Raw genomic sequence first — 13396 nt, 5'->3', positions numbered from 1 at the left:
CCACGCGAATGCTGGCATAGCCATGCGCCGCAAAATACCGATGGATCGGCTCGTCTCGTGACCGCATGAAGTCCCGTTTGCGATAGGGGATGTATTCCAGAATAGCCGGAACCGGTTCGGTGTCTGCTGACTTGGGTAACCAGATTCGTGCGGCGATTCGGCATCCATCCGACATGGTAATCCAGGTGTTTTCGATTTCCGTAATACGGTCGAGGATGGTGGGGTCGATGAACATTGCGGTTATCGATAACCTGCTACCGCAGTTCCGGGGCCGATTCCGGGAGAATCTTTGGAGGAGTAGCTCGATTGGGTTGAAACTGATGGGTGGACCAAAAACTCAGCGCCAGCTTTTCCCGTACTTCGAATCCCGTTTCCAGATCCCGGCAGTTGACGATTGCCAGACGAAATCCGCCTGGCGGCATGGAGTGGTCCTTCGGAGGTTTTTCTTCATGGAACGTGATTTGAATGCTGGAGACATGTGGCGTGTGGCGCAACCGGTCAACCACCTCTTGAGGGGGGTGCTGATAATGGACGCCGTGGGCGCCAAACAACACGACACTGTACCCTTCCTGTCGATGGGATTCGTCGAATTGCCATTTTCCTTCCGCATACAACCGGATGAGCGACTCAATCCAACCGGTGCCGTATAAATCCGGCCATTGGTCGGCAAATCGCAAATGCACTTCAATGATTTTGCCGCCGATTGTCTCAAAGTTGATCATGCCGGTGTATCCGGCAAGATGCCGGCGAAGCCAGTCACCGCAATAGGTTTCAATGGTGGGATTTGGCGCCGCCAACACCGTCCAATAATCGAACATCCCTCCGTCCAGCGGTTTGCCGATGGCATGCCGCCACCAGGTCGGTTCGCCCTTGACCACGGCCACATCGCTCGACACGTGATCCCCCTGGAGTAACGGCATCCACATGTGACCCGGTCGTTCCAAATGTTTATATTCTTTTAATGAACGCAATACGCGGCTTCCGGCACCCATGCCGCGCATGTTGTAGATCGGTTTTGAGAATACAGGAAAGAAGGATGGATCCAGCCCGTGCGGAGCACACGGCAGGTTTTGGCTCTCAGCAATCATCAGCTTGTTATAGATCCACTTGTACTGCGGATACCAAGCCCACGCATCGCCGTCTTCCGTAGGGATGTTGACATCAGGCGGGCAGGGGATGCCTTCGAAATACTGCATTCTCCAGGGATCAGCTTCACAAATCGGCATGTTGGTTTATTCCGTGGAACCCTCTTTCACCACCTACGTGGTACCAACATATTCTATGCGAGATATGAGCATGCAACAAGCTATTGAGCAGATCCCTTCTCAGAGCATCTCGTGAGCGCGATTACCTTGTTCTGGCCACAGAGAAAGAGTAATGTCAAAGACTACAGTGAATGGCCCTCACCAACCGTCTTTATGTCCCATCGGAATAGACGAATCATCAGATGAGAAGGGAAAAGTATCCATTTCATTTCATAATTAAGAGTCTCATTATTAGGGTAATTTTACTCACGTTGGTTAAGCCATTTATGCTAACCATTACGTTTACTGTACGGAGAAAGGATCTATCATGAGTTTCTTTAGCAAAATCCTTGATAAGCTTGGTTTCAATAATTCCAAGGCACAGGCTGCTCCTGCACCACAATCTGCTCCTGCTCAAAAGCCCACTCCTGTCCCGCAAGCTGCACCAGCTTCCGCTGCACCTTCCGCGGGAGTCACGGTGGTGGATGTGAAGGGTAAACTTGAAGGTCTGGCTGCCGCGAACAAACAAAAGCTTAATTGGAAAACTTCAATTGTGGACCTGCTGAAGCTTCTCGATCTCGATAGCAGCTTCACCGCTCGTAAGGAACTCGCGACTGAGCTCGGGTGCCCGGCTGACAAGATGGGGGATTCCGCCCAGATGAACATGTGGTTGCATAAAACCGTGTTGCAAAAACTTGCCCAGAACGGCGGCAATATTCCAAAGGAACTTTTGGACTAGCGGGATGTGGAATGCTAGCAGGAGAGCAGCCAGTCAATCCCTCTGTTGGGCTTGGTCGTAGCGTGCTTAATGTTTACGAAAAAATATTTTGAAGGTAGATTTGGCGTGGTCACAATGACCACATGCTGGAAGGACGTTCTCCTAATATTTTATATATTGCCCATGGCAAATTTCTGTAGGGACAAATCTTAGCTTAAGCAAAATAACTTTCACCCCTACTAAGTGCTGTGATGGTTCGACACCACGGGTAGGTCAAAAATGAAAACGAATTCCGATCATTCCAGTTAGACCACTCAAATTTTCAACATCAAGTTTATCTTTCCCTGATCCATTCTTATACCGCGTCAACTGAAAATCCGCACTCACCCGGCCTTCCGCAAATACGGCGACACCCTGTCCCACGGGAGCCTCGACACCCACGAGTCCCATGAAGCCGTATCCAAATCCTTTGTCTCCTTTTACGTTAATTGAATCCCTTTTTTTTTCAATATCCTTCTCATCAAAAACATTGAGGGCAATATTTACTCCCAGGCCGATATACGGTGAAATGCCGTGGGAACGGAAAAAATACTGCCCTATTCCCCTGAGAATATAGGATTGCATATCGATATTTTTCGCATGAAAAAGCTCGTTTTGGTAATTGCGATATTCCAGTTCCACACCCATTCGTTCTTGAGGAGAGATGATTCCCATGGCTTGAATGAGACCGCTTGCCCCGGTTTTGCCTTGAAACGGATAAAAGATTCCTCCTCCCCCCGAAAGGACCACCGTCTCCGATTCCTCAGGTTCTATGACTTTTGCCTGTGCGTGACCCGATAGTCCGTTAAACACGATCAGTCCCATTAGGACGGTCAAACAAGACATTACAACTAATCGGTTCATGTTTCCCCTGTGCGTTGTGGGTTTGTTTGTTGCTAGTGACATTGGAATATCCATATCTCAGATTCAGACCACAAGAACTTTCGGGTTATAATGGGGCGAAGGATTTGTCATGCAATGTGAGGAGGAAGGCAAATTATTGAGATGGTCATTGACCTCCCTGCTGAGCAGGGAATACCTCGCTAAGTTCTCTATCGGCGAGGAGGATGGACAAACTTAAATCTTACAAAGTGGGTCATGTTTGTTAAATGCTTCGCTTTGACCCTTTCCGACAAATTTTTTTATTATCACGGTCAATCGTTTGACTGTTTTTGGCAATTAACCAAGAAGGTGGTCGTGGACTTTTTCTTCGGAAAGGGCAGGTTGTTCGATGTTGACTGAAAAACAAAAAATGCTCAAAGGTGAGTTATATAACGGTGCTGATCCTGAACTTGTTGAAGAGCGGCAGCGGGCCAGATTGCTTTGCCAACAGTTGAACGCTTTGTCTCCCACCGCACCGGAAGCCGAGCGCCAAACGATCCTTGCCGACCTCTTTCACACAGAAACCGACGCGTATCTCACCCCGCCATTTTTCTGTGACTACGGTTACAATATTCGTCTCGGAGCACATGCCTACTTTAATTTTAACTGCGTTCTCCTCGATGTCATGCCGATCTCCATCGGAAGTCATGTCCTGTTCGGCCCCGGAGTTCACATCTACACCGCCTTACATCCACTGAGTGCTTACGAAAGACGTTCCGGTCTGGAATTCGCTAAAACGGTGACCATTGGCGATGATGTCTGGGTTGGTGGCGGAGCGATCATTTGCCCGGGGGTCGTCATCGGGGATGGTGCCGTCATTGGTGCTGGAAGCGTGGTCACTCGTGACGTGAGGCCGGGTGTCGTGGCAGCGGGCAATCCCTGTCGCGTCATCCGTCAAATCTAATCTGCCCCATGCATATTGGTGTCTAACTCTTTTCCAATAATGGATTGCCACGAAAAACCCGTTGATGCCGGTTAGATCAAACGTTCAGCTAACCCTAGGGGCACAGTAAAAAAACATAGAAATGATGCGGCCGGTAAGAATCCGGTGAGTTCGGGATCGAATCCTCAGGCAGGCCTGCATGACCAGAATCGTGAAAGTGCATGTTGCCATGGTTCGGATTTGCCTATTCCCGTGAAGAGCTTATCCCTTCACAATTGAAAAATTAACCACGTAAGGTCCTGGAAAGTTTGACTGTGATGTCTATAGATGTCGTGGGGATAGACGAATCTTCTGATGAAAATGGAAAAGTATCCATTTCAATCAATGGAGAAAATGTCCTAATAATAGGAAGGCTGGAATGGGATCTGAGACGGTTATCCCTTATGGATGGTGATTTCAAGATAAATTGAGCCTAGAAGGCATGGTGGATCCTTTGACCGTCAGGTCATCACAGGCAACCTTGGATGATCCGCTTCATTTGACGAAAGCTGTCGGACTCAGTGTTCCCAAAGATGTGCGTCTGGCCTTGTGCGGAAAGGAACAGGAAAAGGTTTTTTATGTCGCACATAATGGCAAAGGAATCCGGAATCTAAACGTATTAGGGCGAATTACGGGTCTGGCCATTCCGCCTGCCTGACAGGAGATTTTCATATGATACAGGCCGTGATTTTTGATGTGGATGGCACTCTCATGGACACGAATTATTTGCATGTGGAGGCTTGGGCTCGTGCGTTCATGGCGGTCAAACATCCAGTTCCCAGATCTGAAATCCATTATCAGATCGGAAAAGGATCTGACCTCATGCTTGGTGCCCTTCTACCGGAGGACTTACATGAAGAAGCTAATGAGCTACATAGCCAATTTTTCGGAGAGCTGAAACATCATGGCTGTCCGTTGCCTGGAGCCAAAGAAATCATCAAGTCTCTCTCGTTACAGGGCATGGAAATCTGGCTGGCCACCAGTGCAAAATCCGAGGAATTGGAACATCATGTTCAAGCACTTGAGGCGAAAGGTAAGCTGTCCGGTTTGGTTTCGTCGGCCGATGTCGAGAAGGCGAAACCCGCACCCGATATTTTCCAGCAAACATTAGAAAGGGCCGGACGCTCTCCGCAGGAGAGCATTGTGGTGGGTGACACGATTTGGGATATTCAATCGGCTCAAGGCTGTGGACTTCAGACGGTGGCGGTTATGACCGGGGGTGCCTTTAGTCGTCAGGAGTTGCAGGAGGCGGGGGCGATCGCTGTGTACAAGGATTGTGAAGAACTTTTGGGGTCTGGTTTCCCCAATGCGATTGAGACGAAAAAATAAGAACAGATTTCGAGGATATGTGAGTTGAAAGTTTTCTTAAGCCAAAAAGAGTTCTCGCCTTTGGATTTTCTCTGCGCAATGGTGAATGGCACTTCGCAAGTCTGTGGGGGTGGAACGGTTCCCGGCGATCAAGCTGCGGCAATCGCTTATTTCCGGCCTAACTGACAGATCCGATTTCATGTGTCCCCACGGCGGGTAATCACCCGATAGAGCCAGAGAAACAGGATGGCCCCGATGACGGCCATTACAAACCCGACAGGATCGTCCTGACCATACATGCCGATCATTCGCCCGAGCATGCCACCGAAGAGGGCCCCAATGATGCCGATGGCGACAGTAGCGAGAAAACCACCAGGATCTTTCCCGGGCATTAAGATTTTTCCGACCACTCCCACAATGAGTCCAAAGACGATCCAACCGATGACACTCATCATTCAACCCTCCTATTTTATGATTGGGTTCACTGGTTCTTTTGGGTGTCCTGATTCTGCTTTAACCAAAAGACCGGCCTGAGCCTGGTAGTTTTCACGGTATATTTGGAAGACCGTCAGGGCGATCCCAAGCAGGATCGGACCCAGAAATAATCCGATGAATCCGAAGTAGGCGAGGCCGCCTAAGGAAGCGAAAAAGAGAAACAAGACCGGCAAGTCCGCTTTCGAGCCGACCAGAAGAGGTTGGAGAAAATTGTCCATAAGTCCGACCAATCCGACTCCTATGCCGATCATGACGACCCCCTTCCATACCGGCGCGGTCCAAAAAAGATACGCGGCAACCGGACCCCAGACTAATGCCGTGCCTCCGAACGGCAGAAGCGAAAAGAGTGCGCTCAGGGCTCCCAGAAAGACGGCAAACGGGACGCCCAGCACCCCATAGGTGAGACCAGCCGCGAACCCCTGGGCCAAAGCGGTGAGCATGGTACCCTGAACGACCGCCACCATTACATGGTCCAGGCGTTCCATGATTGCCGCCTTATAGCTTTCCTCGATAGGGAGGGCTTCGTAAAATGCCCGATAGAGATGGTGTCCGTCGCGAAATAGGAAGAACAGAGTAAACAGAATCACAAATAAATCCATCAGGAGATCAATGGTGTTCTTGGCCAATCCTCCGACGCTGGACAGGAGGACCCCGCTTACCGCTTTCCCTCCTTCAAGCAGAGATACTTGGAGATCCCCATACGCCACGATAAATCGCCCCAATAATTCTTGGGAGAGGTTGCCGATGAGAGGCAGTTTTGCGGCAAGATCAGGAAGTCTATTCACACCTCCTTCCTGCGCCCACGTCATCGCGAGCTGATATGCATTAATGGTCTCTGTAATGACCAGAAAGAGAATATACGCGACTGGCAACACGGCCACCAACATGACACTCAGCGTGCTCAGGGCTGCAGAGGCGGTTGTCCGGTCTCCCAGGATTCGGGTCAGCCAGTGATAAAGGGGATAGAAGATGCGAACTAAAATCAGGGCCCATAAAATCGGGGTCATAAACGGGGAAAAAATGAGGGCCAACACATAGAGCAGGATGGAACACAACACCAGGAAGGCCACTGAGAGAACTTGTTGTGACATTTATGATGACGCCGTAGGAAGTTGGAACATCGGCACAGCTGAAACCTTTCGCCTGGTCAACGGGACGGAAAAAATGATCATTTTTACATGCTCCGCCATCATCAACAAATGGAGTGTAACAGATTTTACCGTAAGACTAATGATTGAATCGTAGAAAGCTTTATGGGTTAGAATGGTGTCCCCCAAACCCCATTCAAATTTATGATAAGAAACTGGCTCATTAACTTATTATGGACAAATCACTACGCGGAACATCTAAAGTATCCGTATCCTCTAACCTGGATCTCGACAGTATGCAGGGAGCGAATGTGACGGATGTTTTTCGATGGTAAGACCTGTACTTGTCTGTTGAAAATTTTATACCGATTCGTGAACTATTGAATATGATCCTGGCATGCCTTCTGTCAATCGTGATTTCGCTCAGGACGATTCTCATGAGATTATTCTGACCTTCATGTTCGTCTCCTTTCTCCAGGCCCCTAATGTATGACGTAATGCCGTTGTGTCCTTCTTGACCGCAATGGCACAATTTCCATCCGGAAGGGGAGAACCGCTTTTTCCTCAGCAGCGGGATAAATTCGGGTCTCGCTTGATGGGGTGATTACACTTTTACCGGGGAGGTCCAACATTCTGTTGGTCTGTGCCCCAGGGCAGACAATGAGGGGAGCAAGGACAAGGATGAATGTCATGCACTTCAGATTTTACTCATTATTAATGGTAGTCCTCATTCTGGGCCTATGGTCTGTTCGGTATGAGCCGGTGTGGGCCCAGGAGCCTGTGGATAGGCCAGAGTTACCCGCAGGTTCCCGGCCAACCAATTTTCCGCAGGAAATTGCGGTGGGAGCGGACAAGATTGAAGATAGTCTCATCAAACAACGTCTTGCAGATGTCTTTAAGAATTTGCCTTCCCTGGCAGATGTTGACATTGCCGTGAAGGGAGGGGTGGTTCGCCTGAGCGGACAAACTCCCGATAAAGGGGCCCATGAACAGGCGGCTGAACTTGCCGGACGTGTTGAGGGAGTGGTCAGTGTGACGGACGAAATTACCCAACGAACTGAAGTCCGTGAACGGCTGACCGTTGTCCAGGAAAAAATGGTGAACCAACTGAATGCGTTTGTTTCCTTTCTTCCCTTATTAATCATTGCCTTGCTGGTGTTTCTCGCCTTTTGGTTCGTGGCAGCCTTTATGACCAGATGGGATCGTTTGTATGAAAAAGTTACTCCGCATGCCTTTTTGCAGTCGTTACTTAAACAGATCGTCAAAGGGACCGTCCTATTTATTGGCTTTATTGTCATGCTCGAAATCCTCGACGCGACGGCCTTGTTGGGAACGATTGTGGGTGTGGCCGGGGTGATGGGGCTGGCCATTGGATTTGCCCTTCGGGATACGGTGGAAAATTACATTGCCAGCATCTTGTTGAGTATTCGACAACCGTTTCGGCCACTGGACCAAATTGTTCTGGAAAATTATGAAGGCTTGGTGATGAAATTGACATCGAGGGAGACCATTCTCATGACATTGGACGGGAATCATGTGCGAATACCGAATGCCACGGTATACAAAGGCATTATTCTCAATTATTCAAGGAATCCCAAGCGGCGCTTTACGTTTGAGGTCGGTATTGATACCGCCGTCGACATAAAAGCTGCGCTGGAACTGGCCATCACGACATTACAACACACCTGCGGGGTGATTGCTGATCCGCCGGTCCGGTGTGCGGTAGAAAAATTAGGTGATTCAAATGTGATACTGAAAATGTTTGCCTGGACGACGCAGGACCAATACGATTACCAAAAGGTCAGAAGTGAAGCGATTCGGGCCGTAAAAGAGGCCTTTGATCTGGCCAATTATGAAATGCCCGAACCCATCTATCGTCTGAAGATACAGGGATCTTCCCCTCTTGATGGCCAGGCCGTTGTTGAGCAGACCGATCATCAAAAGGATGCTCCAGCATCCGCTGTCCCATCAAGTTCTCAGGCCGATGTCACCAAAGATAACCATATTGTTGAGCAAATCTCGAAGGATCGAACAGAGAATCAGGAAAAGGATCTACTGAAGTGATAGGTTTGAGTTTTGGAAAAAATCTGCCAGGTCACCCTTGCGGGAGATACTCCCAGCCGTCACAGTTCCTCCATTTCGTTGCGCGTTAACCTACAAGAGGAAAAGAGATGGGGCAAAATCGGCAACCAGAGGCTGTAGTAATCACAGTGGCTTCTGTTGGTATCGGTGTCACCCTAAGGGCTTAGCCTCAAGGGAGGGCATCTTCCGGTTTCCTGGCCTGCGGGCGGGGGGGAAGGAGTCAGTCAGGTGAGGTGGTCCCACTTTATTGGAGAGATTTGCGGCGAAGTTAAGCGACAACTAGCTGGTTGATGTTATGCCGCGTGTTTCTCACCCTTGGGGTTGGGGCCCTGCGTGCGACGAGAAAGAATATACTCCTCATCCTGGGTTTGCCCATCGAAAGTCGAATTGGCTTATCATGCCGGCCAGAGCGGCTGATGGAGAGAGCTGACACGGCGTCCTGCTACTCAGATGATCATGAGGTGGCTCTACCATTTCTTGTTATCTCCTAACCCCCAACCGGTTGGAGGCATCGACTAAAGAATTCCGTTCCACACTCAATTGGCCAATTTTGGCATGCAACTCATGAATTTGAGCCTCCTGATCCGTGTGGCTCTTCTCATGTTTTCCTGAAAACCCCGCCTCCATGAGGGGCAGGGCCTTCACGTTTCCAGTGGAGAATGATGGGCGCATGCACGCCATATTTTCAAGCTGGTTTCGATATCGAGGCATGTTCTCGAATCGCCGCTAACGCCTCTATGGTTTTACCATTCGCAGGATGCTTTCGGATTCAACTCATAATCCATGACTTTGCTCTGGTCAGGAATTGTCGCGTAACACCCTGTCCGAGTTCCTGGGACCACCTCGGTTGGCTATTGTCCATTCGGCCAGAACGAAAATTTTTTTAAATTCCCGACCTTAGTGGAAAGACTGCGCCTTCCCTTTTCGGTTGGCTGCCAATCCACACAAATAGGCATCTCTCATTTTTGTGAAAATATTCCTCAGATGTTTGTTCATACTTTCCATTCACTCGTAAGTTCTGGTTTTGTCTAGTCGTTACCTTCATCCCACTTTATTATCTTCCATAAGGCGTTGTCCTTCAGCTCTATGCATGTTTGCCATTTCTCGTAATTCCTTAGCCGCTTTCCAGCGTGAGGAGGCCACATGCATAAGGCTGGTCCGTTGAAAGCCTTTGGGATCCATATGCGGTTTCAGCATAAGGGATGTGGCTCGCCGTTCTATGCGGACAGCGTCCATTTGCAGTTCATCGGCTTGTTGATCATAGATTCGTGCCATCTCCAGGAGATCATCTCCCGTCCAGGGTGTCGGGTCATCTGTTTCGGGGGCAGCCATGGCATACCCCATCGGTGGCGAATGAAGGGGTTGTTCGCTCGCACCAGCCGAAAACATCATGACGCCAATTCCCCCTAACACTCCAATCAAAACATACGCTAAAGCTCGCATAGAGAACCCTCCTTGTTAGTGTGTGGCGGTCGAAATTTTAGGACTATCCTATAAAAAAAACTAAAAAAGGTAAAATAGGCGTCTTAACTGGATATCGGTTAATCGCGCCGTGGGGGAATCAACGTTTCCCCCAGCGGACTGTCTTTAAAACTTCCTGCTTTCCAAAGGCCAAAAATTTACACTTGCCTTGAAATGTTTCGATGAGGCAGGGGCCTCTTCCTTTTTTGGCCACATCTGCGACTACTTTATGGCTCCTCGTTCAAGGGCCTCCTGTGGTGCGACCATCCTCATCATTTTAAGAGCCTTATTTTCTTTAGGGTAAATCGTGGTGATGCTACCCGATTCTCTCACAATGGGATAGCGATTGGGAGCCAGCGGAACATCCCATTGTTCGAGGATCGCGTGAGAGGTCCCATGTCCGGGTTCCTTATACCACCTCTGGAAGTTTGAAAAACTTGGAGGCATGCGGTCGTTCTTTCCACAGCCGTTGCCGATCCCGATCAGGTGAACAAAGCCGTTGTCACAAGTTGAGGAGACGTTTGCCCGAGCGACATTTGGATTAACCATGCGATGGTCACCGTTCTGTCGCCAGCGAATGGCATGACGCCGAAGAATTTCAGTGGGTGGCGAATGTTACGTGTTTGTTGGCCATGGCAGGCGAGGGAATTTTTCTGTCGCTGGGATGGGTCGGAAGGCGGACTCAGGTGATGCGATGGGCATCGAATCTAGCACCATAAAAACACCAAAAAGAGGGAGCTATTCTCAAATCGGGAGGCGGCTTCATAATCTATCGGAATAGAAAGAGCCGCCTCTCGACCGAGACTCCCCTCCGTGGGATAGTGGATATGAACAAACCATTAGCTGGCAGTGGCTTGTTTTTTGGCTTCTTGGAATTCTTTCCCTAATGTCTGTAATTCTTCCTTTTCTAAGAGGTCCTTGGCCTTTTTGAAAATTTTGCCTTCTTCCTCTTTTACATGGTGCAGGACACTTTTTTTGAGCTCGGAAAGTTTTGAACTCCATTCCTCGGATTCCGGCCCCAGCTCCTCCAGTTCTTCCAGAAGATTGGCGACCTCCGCATGCTCTTCCGTGGCTTCATTAATGATGTCTACCATCTCTGCATTTTCTCTTAGTGCAGGATAAAAAACCGCTTCCTCTCCGTGGGAATGGGCTTCCAGGGCATTTTTTAATTGTGTGAACAATTTTTCACGGCTTTTGGTGGCACGGGAGCCGGTAGTTTCTAATTTTTTAAATAGATCCTTTGCCGTTTGGTGATCCTTTTTTAAAATTTGAAAAATGTCCATGGGCTGATTCCTTTCCGGTCAATGACCATTCTGAGCCCTTTGCAAAATTTATAATATCTGTCCTACGCCTACTGTTGTGAAGCATAGTCGTGTCACCCGAGCATGGTGAACTGGTAAGAACCCTGGAGCCGAAAGGGAAATGCGAATTGGAAAGCAAGAAACGGAGTGTACTCCGTCCGCGACTTTTGTATAAGAAAATTGAGATCCGGAAATGGGGAATGTCAGGAGGGGGAGGCTTCTTGGTAAATTATGCTTACAACATGAGAGTAAGAGTCTTCAACAGGGGATGTCGTGAAAAACTCAGCGAACCAGGCTCGAGGTTTTGTCGCAACGGCACATGACCCTCGTTGGGCCAGCGTAGTTTCCCGTGACCCGAAAGCCGACAGCACATTCTACTATTCCGTTAAAACCACCGGCGTGTACTGCCATCCGTCCTGTCGATCCCGCCTGGCACGGCCCGAAAACGTTCGCTTTCATGCCACGTGTGAAGATGCCGAGAAGGCTGGATTCCGTCCCTGTAAGCGTTGCATACCAAATCAGCCCGGATGGGGAAATCGACATACCAAAACCGTCATTGCTGCCTGTCGGTTCATTGAGAAATCTGAAAAGGCACCGAATCTCAAAGAATTGGCCGCTTATGCAGGCCTGAGTATCTATCATTTTCATCGGCTGTTTAAGGCGACGACGGGTTTGACGCCGAAAGAATATGTGACGGCGCATCGCGCCAATCGTGTGAGGACCCAATTACACAGGAGGGGCACCGTGACAGATGCCATCTACGAGGCCGGATATAACTCCAGCGGGAGATTTTATGAAACCACCAATGAGATCTTGGGGATGACCCCTTCCACGTACCGGGCCGGTGGCGCTTGGACCACGATACGATTTGCGGTGGCAGAGTGTTCTCTTAGGACGATTCTTGTTGCCAACAGTGAACGCGGCATCTGCGCGATCTTTCTTGGGGATGATCCTGAGCAATTGACGCGTGATTTGCAGAACCAGTTCCCTCACGCTCATCTCATTGGTGGTGATGCGGGCTTCGAACACCTTGTCGCAAAAGTAGTCGGTTTTGTCGAAGTGCCGGCGCGGGATTGGGATTTGCCGCTGGACGTGCGTGGCACGGCGTTTCAGCAACGGGTCTGGAAGGCCTTGCAGGGAATTCCGGCCGGCTCAACGGCAAGCTATGCCGACATCGCCAGGAGAATCAGCTCGCCGAAATCAATACGGGCGGTCGCCAGAGCCTGCGGCACGAATGTCATAGCCGTGGCGATCCCTTGTCATCGTGTGGTCCGTACGAACGGCGAAATGTCTGGCTATCGTTGGGGAATTGAACGAAAACGAGCATTGCTGGAACAGGAGGCACGAACAGGAGGGTGGTAGGGCAAGCAACATCTCCCATGGCGTTGCACAACAGCATATTTGAGCAAGAGAGGCGGTTTGATTAGGAACTGGTATCAAATGATTTCAACGCTCAAGGACATGCCGTGACCGAACGCCTGCTTTCTCCGAAAGAATGTCAATCATTGGCATCTTTGTATCCGTGCGATGAGATGTTTCGTAGCCGCATCATGATGAGCCGACATGGGTTTGGGCGCGGAGAATATCAGTACTTCCGGTATGCGCCTCCTGATCTCATCGAACAACTCCGAAGGGCTGTGTACCCATATCTGGTTCCGATTGCCAACCGGTGGAATACGGCCATAGGCATCGAGGTGAGCTATCCGGCGACGCATGCGGAATTCCTTACCCGCTGTCATCAAGCCGGCCAGGATAAGCCAATACCGCTCATACTCAAATATGAAGCGGACGATTACAATTATCTGCATCAGGACCTATATGGCCAACATGTGTTCCCGCTTCAGCTTGCCATTCTC

General features: G+C 49.7%; 16 protein-coding genes. 7 read left to right on the top strand and 9 right to left on the bottom strand.

The features are described 5' to 3' along the window. Together AAH187_RS05775 and AAH187_RS05770 are read right to left on the bottom strand one after the other, a co-directional pair. Window positions 1-235 (bottom strand): CocE/NonD family hydrolase (locus tag AAH187_RS05775; RefSeq protein WP_342347488.1); only part of this gene is annotated, 235 nt, incomplete at its 3' end. Window positions 236-254: 19 nt separating this feature from the next. After that, complete coding sequence (locus tag AAH187_RS05770; protein ID WP_342347487.1) at window positions 255-1226, bottom strand: hypothetical protein; 972 nt, start codon at window positions 1224-1226, stop codon at window positions 255-257. Window positions 1227-1572: 346 nt separating this feature from the next. On the opposite strand from AAH187_RS05770, the gene AAH187_RS05765 reads away from it, so the two are divergent. Continuing rightward, window positions 1573-1983 carry a DUF3597 domain-containing protein gene (locus tag AAH187_RS05765; protein ID WP_342347486.1) on the top strand — a complete coding sequence of 137 codons (411 nt, stop codon included), beginning with the start codon at window positions 1573-1575 and terminating at the stop codon, window positions 1981-1983. 252 nt (window positions 1984-2235) lie between these two features. On the opposite strand, the gene AAH187_RS05760 is transcribed toward AAH187_RS05765, so the two are convergent. After that, window positions 2236-2865: a hypothetical protein gene (locus tag AAH187_RS05760; RefSeq protein WP_342347485.1), complete on the bottom strand. Its 630-nt coding sequence runs from the start codon at window positions 2863-2865 to the stop codon at window positions 2236-2238. A 367-nt stretch (window positions 2866-3232) separates the two neighbouring features. Here AAH187_RS05760 and AAH187_RS05755 point away from each other — a divergent pair, with 367 nt between their 5' ends. The 3 genes from AAH187_RS05755 to AAH187_RS05745 all read left to right on the top strand — a co-directional run bounded on the left by AAH187_RS05755 (window position 3233) and on the right by AAH187_RS05745 (window position 5134). After that, on the top strand, window positions 3233-3787 hold the full coding sequence (locus AAH187_RS05755) for a sugar O-acetyltransferase (protein ID WP_342347484.1): 555 nt from the start codon (window positions 3233-3235) through the stop codon (window positions 3785-3787). Between the two features lie 460 nt (window positions 3788-4247). After that, window positions 4248-4463 carry a hypothetical protein gene (locus tag AAH187_RS05750; RefSeq protein ID WP_342347483.1) on the top strand — a complete coding sequence of 72 codons (216 nt, stop codon included), beginning with the start codon at window positions 4248-4250 and terminating at the stop codon, window positions 4461-4463. A 14-nt stretch (window positions 4464-4477) separates the two neighbouring features. Further along, a complete protein-coding gene (locus AAH187_RS05745) occupies window positions 4478-5134 on the top strand; it encodes an HAD family hydrolase (RefSeq protein WP_342347482.1) in 657 nt (218 codons plus the stop codon). A gap of 176 nt (window positions 5135-5310) precedes the next feature. Here AAH187_RS05745 and AAH187_RS05740 read toward each other — a convergent pair whose 3' ends face one another. Both AAH187_RS05740 and AAH187_RS05735 read right to left on the bottom strand, forming a co-directional pair. Further along, window positions 5311-5568 carry a GlsB/YeaQ/YmgE family stress response membrane protein gene (locus AAH187_RS05740; RefSeq protein ID WP_342347481.1) on the bottom strand — a complete coding sequence of 86 codons (258 nt, stop codon included), beginning with the start codon at window positions 5566-5568 and terminating at the stop codon, window positions 5311-5313. A gap of 9 nt (window positions 5569-5577) precedes the next feature. Continuing rightward, window positions 5578-6699, bottom strand: a complete 1122-nt coding sequence (locus AAH187_RS05735) for an AI-2E family transporter (RefSeq protein WP_342347480.1) — start codon at window positions 6697-6699, stop codon at window positions 5578-5580. Window positions 6700-7386: 687 nt separating this feature from the next. Here AAH187_RS05735 and AAH187_RS05730 point away from each other — a divergent pair. Then, window positions 7387-8760, top strand: coding sequence for a mechanosensitive ion channel family protein (locus AAH187_RS05730; protein WP_342347479.1), 1374 nt, complete (start codon window positions 7387-7389; stop codon window positions 8758-8760). A 498-nt stretch (window positions 8761-9258) separates the two neighbouring features. Here the strand turns inward: AAH187_RS05730 and AAH187_RS05725 are convergent, their stop codons facing one another. From AAH187_RS05725 to AAH187_RS05710, 4 genes are all read right to left on the bottom strand, one after another. Then, a complete protein-coding gene (locus AAH187_RS05725) occupies window positions 9259-9489 on the bottom strand; it encodes a hypothetical protein (protein ID WP_342347478.1) in 231 nt (76 codons plus the stop codon). A gap of 330 nt (window positions 9490-9819) precedes the next feature. Further along, window positions 9820-10221, bottom strand: a complete 402-nt coding sequence (locus tag AAH187_RS05720; protein ID WP_342347477.1) for a hypothetical protein — start codon at window positions 10219-10221, stop codon at window positions 9820-9822. A 240-nt stretch (window positions 10222-10461) separates the two neighbouring features. After that, the gene (locus AAH187_RS05715; protein WP_342347476.1) at window positions 10462-10788 is read right to left on the bottom strand and encodes a hypothetical protein; all 327 of its coding nucleotides are present in this window, start codon (window positions 10786-10788) and stop codon (window positions 10462-10464) included. A gap of 290 nt (window positions 10789-11078) precedes the next feature. Further along, on the bottom strand, window positions 11079-11522 hold the full coding sequence (locus tag AAH187_RS05710; protein ID WP_342347475.1) for a hemerythrin domain-containing protein: 444 nt from the start codon (window positions 11520-11522) through the stop codon (window positions 11079-11081). 291 nt (window positions 11523-11813) lie between these two features. Here AAH187_RS05710 and ada point away from each other — a divergent pair, with 291 nt between their 5' ends. Next, a complete protein-coding gene (gene ada, locus AAH187_RS05705) occupies window positions 11814-12902 on the top strand; it encodes a bifunctional DNA-binding transcriptional regulator/O6-methylguanine-DNA methyltransferase Ada (protein WP_342347474.1) in 1089 nt (362 codons plus the stop codon). A 104-nt stretch (window positions 12903-13006) separates the two neighbouring features. After that, window positions 13007-13396 (top strand): 2OG-Fe(II) oxygenase (locus AAH187_RS05700; protein ID WP_342347473.1); only part of this gene is annotated, 390 nt, incomplete at its 3' end.

Origin of the sequence: uncultured Nitrospira sp. (assembly GCA_902500695.1) — a bacterium.
Taxonomy (GTDB): domain Bacteria; phylum Nitrospirota; class Nitrospiria; order Nitrospirales; family UBA8639; genus Nitrospira_E.
Note: the sequence above shows the minus strand (reverse complement) of the source record. Positions and strands in the feature narration are given on the sequence as shown.

Coding starts and splice junctions, on each gene's coding strand:
- AAH187_RS05770 (WP_342347487.1), bottom strand. CDS start 1,226: ATGCCGATTTGTGAAGCTGATCCCTGGAGAATGCAGTATTTCGAAGGC.
- AAH187_RS05765 (WP_342347486.1), top strand. CDS start 1,573: ATGAGTTTCTTTAGCAAAATCCTTGATAAGCTTGGTTTCAATAATTCC.
- AAH187_RS05760 (WP_342347485.1), bottom strand. CDS start 2,865: ATGAACCGATTAGTTGTAATGTCTTGTTTGACCGTCCTAATGGGACTG.
- AAH187_RS05755 (WP_342347484.1), top strand. CDS start 3,233: ATGTTGACTGAAAAACAAAAAATGCTCAAAGGTGAGTTATATAACGGT.
- AAH187_RS05750 (WP_342347483.1), top strand. CDS start 4,248: ATGGTGGATCCTTTGACCGTCAGGTCATCACAGGCAACCTTGGATGAT.
- AAH187_RS05745 (WP_342347482.1), top strand. CDS start 4,478: ATGATACAGGCCGTGATTTTTGATGTGGATGGCACTCTCATGGACACG.
- AAH187_RS05740 (WP_342347481.1), bottom strand. CDS start 5,568: ATGATGAGTGTCATCGGTTGGATCGTCTTTGGACTCATTGTGGGAGTG.
- AAH187_RS05735 (WP_342347480.1), bottom strand. CDS start 6,699: ATGTCACAACAAGTTCTCTCAGTGGCCTTCCTGGTGTTGTGTTCCATC.
- AAH187_RS05730 (WP_342347479.1), top strand. CDS start 7,387: ATGCACTTCAGATTTTACTCATTATTAATGGTAGTCCTCATTCTGGGC.
- AAH187_RS05725 (WP_342347478.1), bottom strand. CDS start 9,489: ATGCCTCGATATCGAAACCAGCTTGAAAATATGGCGTGCATGCGCCCA.
- AAH187_RS05720 (WP_342347477.1), bottom strand. CDS start 10,221: ATGCGAGCTTTAGCGTATGTTTTGATTGGAGTGTTAGGGGGAATTGGC.
- AAH187_RS05715 (WP_342347476.1), bottom strand. CDS start 10,788: ATGGTTAATCCAAATGTCGCTCGGGCAAACGTCTCCTCAACTTGTGAC.
- AAH187_RS05710 (WP_342347475.1), bottom strand. CDS start 11,522: ATGGACATTTTTCAAATTTTAAAAAAGGATCACCAAACGGCAAAGGAT.